Consider the following 3,086-nt stretch of genomic DNA (forward strand, 5'->3'; position numbering starts at 1 on the left):
TGACAGATACTAAATATGTAGGTTCTGCTCCATTAGGATTAGCGGGAAAATCTATAGTTTTCATTTGATTCAAGTAAATTTCTTCATCTTCTCGTTGGGAACCAGGAATCGACATACTTGGATTAATTGTCATTAAAGTCTTGTGATTGAGGAAATTAGTATTATTATCAGAATTTCGCCAATTAACTGCATTAGGTGGTACATATCCATTTTTATAAAAGCTGGTGTACCAGTCTAATACCTCAATAAGTTTTTGTCTTATTGCTGGTTTATCTATTTGTAGTTTCCCCTGTTTATCTATTATTTGTAAGTTGTTAGCTTCCAAAATTTGTTCAAATATAAGATAAGTATCTGAAGCATCGATAGACATGGGTAAACCCAAGGCATAAATATTACTGTCATTTTGTTGACGTAAAACTTTTTGTGCATTTTGCCAAAATTGCCAAAATTCATCCCAATTTTTTGGTATTTCTTCACCTAAACCTGCATCACGAATTAAATCAAACCAGTAGTGAATATGGATGCCTTGCTGCATTATTGGTACAGCATAATCAGAATATTTAGACTCAACATTGTTGTACAAATAAGCAGACTTCAGCGCAGTATTATCGTATAATTTTTTGACAGGTTCAATTACATCTGAAACATCTACTAATTTTCCTTCCCACGCCCATTGGGGAATCAAAGTAAATTCTGCTCTTTCAGAAAAGAGAATATCGGGGGGTTTATCTACTGCTAAAGCATCAATAGCTGCTTGTAAAATATCATCCTCACTGAAAAACAAAAGTTCAACTTTGTTATCTGTTTTTTCTTGCCACTCAGCAACTACTTTTTTCAGAGCTTCATCTTGCTCTGGATAGTATCCCCGATTCCACCAAATAGTTAAAACTGGATCTGAGTGAGGTTGTTGGAGAGAATTTTGAGTTTGATTAGAGCTACAAGTTACTAATATAAAACTAAGTATGAATAAAAAAATTATTGCTAAAAATTTATGTCTCATAATTATCATCGAGTTTAAAGATTATTCTTTTTTTCTTAGTTTACCACTGAGAAAATATTTCTTTTATTCGCTTAATAGCTATATCAGTTGCCTCAGTTGGCGATAAGCCTTCAATTAAAATTTGTTTGATTGCTTCACCCCAGATTTTGTCTGAATTTACTTGAGAATAAGCAGGGTTAATCGAATTCTCAAATAAACGAGTTTGATGTTCGGTAAACTGTTTAGATGCTACAGAAATATGAGGGTCTTTTGAATTGCTCCAGAATGGGTCTTGCCATAGTTGAGGCATAATCGGAAAATAGCGACCTTTTGCACCTTTAATGTAAGCTGCTAAATTATCTGGCTGTATTAAGTATGATAAAAATTCTTTTGCTAATTTAGGATTAGGAGAAGATGTAAAAATTACAGGTTTTTTGACAGATACTAAAGATATAGGTTTTGCTCCATTAGGATTATTGGGAAACTCGATAGTTCTCATTTGATTCAAGTAAATTTCTTCATCTTCCTGTTGAGAACCAGGAATTGACATAGTTGCATTAATTGTCATTAATATATGGCGGTTGAGGAAATCAGAATTATTATCTGAATTGAGCCAATTAACTGCATTAGGTGGCACATATCCATTTTTATAAAAGCTAGTGTACCAGTCTAAAATTTCAATAATTTTCTGTCTTACTACTGGTTTATCTATTTGTAATTTGCCCTGTCTATCGACAATTTGCAGATTATTAGCTGCCAAAATTTGTTCAAATACAACATTAGTATCTGTACTATAAATAGACATAGGCAAACCCAAACCATAAATCTTATTTTCATTTTTTTGAGGTAAAGCTTTTTGGGCATTTTGCCAAAACTGCCAAAATTCATCCCATTTTTCTGGTATTTTCTCTGCCAAACCAGCCTTAATTATTAGATCGTTCCAGTAGTGAATATGTATGCCTTGCTGCATTATTGGTACGGCATAATTAGAAAATTTAGATTCAATATTGTTGTATAAATAAGCAGACTTCAGAGCAGTATCACTATAGAAATTTTTGACAGGTTCAATTACATCTGAAACATCTACTAATTTTCCCTGCCACCCCCATTGGGGAATCAAAGTATATTCTGCTCTTTCAGAAAAGAGAATATCAGGTGCTTTACCTGCTGCCAAAGCATCAATAGCTGCTTGTAAAATATCATCCTCGCTGAACAACAAAAGTTCAACTTTGTTATCTGTTTTTTCTTGCCACTCAGCAACTACTTTTTTCAGAGCTTCTTCTTGTTCTGGATAATATCCCCGATTCCACCAAATTGTTAATATTTTCTCTGATTCAGATTTTTTGAAATAATTTTCAGGCTGGTTAATATTACAAGTCACTAATATTAAACCGAGTAGGAATAGCAAAATTACAGAAAAAAATTTACGTCTCATAATTATTACCTCGTTGGAAAATTATTCTTTTTCCCTAGTTTACTACTGAGAAAATATTTCTTTAATTCACTTGAAAAACCTACCAATTTTCCCTGCCATATTCATTGAGGGATAAAAGTATATTCTGCTCTTTCTGAGAAGAGAATATCGGGTGGTTGACCTGTTGCTAAACCATCAATAGCTGCTGGCAAAATATCATCCTCACTGAAAAACAAAGTTGAACTTTTGTTTTCTGTTTTTTATTGCCACTCAGCAACTATTTTTTTGATAGCTTCTTCTTGTTCTGGATAATATCCCCGATTCCACAAAATTGTTAATACTTTCTCTGATTGAAGTTCTTGGAGATAATCTTGAGTTTTATTTCCGCTACAAGTAACTAATATTAAACTCAGTATAAATAACAAAATTATTGCTAAAAATTTATCTCTCATAATTATTACCTCGTTTGAAAATTATTCTTTTTCCTTAGAGGCTGTTTTTCATTAATTGATAATTGATAATGGATAATTGATAATTACAAGAAAGTTAAAACCGTTACGGAATTGAAGATTGGGAAATATCATTTCTTCTCTTGGTCGATTGGAGGCAAGCGAGGAGACCTCGCCATCCCATCCTGACGGAATGCTCCGCTTTCCGACCGCTTTTTTCCCCTATCCAAGGGGAGGCTTTAAA

At 33.1% G+C, this 3,086-nt stretch carries 3 protein-coding genes; all 3 read right to left on the reverse strand.

Features of this window, described 5'->3' with window-relative positions; all coding sequences use genetic code 11:
- The coding region (locus tag F6K22_RS37120; RefSeq protein ID WP_293109752.1) for an ABC transporter substrate-binding protein at window positions 1-1,000 on the reverse strand (1,000 nt) is incomplete at its 3' end.
- A gap of 40 nt (window positions 1,001-1,040) precedes the next feature.
- Window positions 1,041-2,414: an ABC transporter substrate-binding protein gene (locus tag F6K22_RS37125; protein ID WP_293109754.1), complete on the reverse strand. Its 1,374-nt coding sequence runs from the start codon at window positions 2,412-2,414 to the stop codon at window positions 1,041-1,043.
- A 239-nt stretch (window positions 2,415-2,653) separates the two neighbouring features.
- Entirely contained in the window at window positions 2,654-2,845 is a 192-nt protein-coding gene (locus tag F6K22_RS37130; RefSeq protein WP_293109756.1) for a hypothetical protein, read from the reverse strand.
- Window positions 2,846-3,086 lie beyond the last annotated feature (241 nt).

This window comes from Okeania sp. SIO2F4, from assembly GCF_010672385.1.
Taxonomy (GTDB): Bacteria; Cyanobacteriota; Cyanobacteriia; order Cyanobacteriales; family Microcoleaceae; genus Trichodesmium.

Coding starts and splice junctions, on each gene's coding strand:
- F6K22_RS37130 (WP_293109756.1), bottom strand. CDS start 2,845: ATGAGAGATAAATTTTTAGCAATAATTTTGTTATTTATACTGAGTTTA.
- F6K22_RS37125 (WP_293109754.1), bottom strand. CDS start 2,414: ATGAGACGTAAATTTTTTTCTGTAATTTTGCTATTCCTACTCGGTTTA.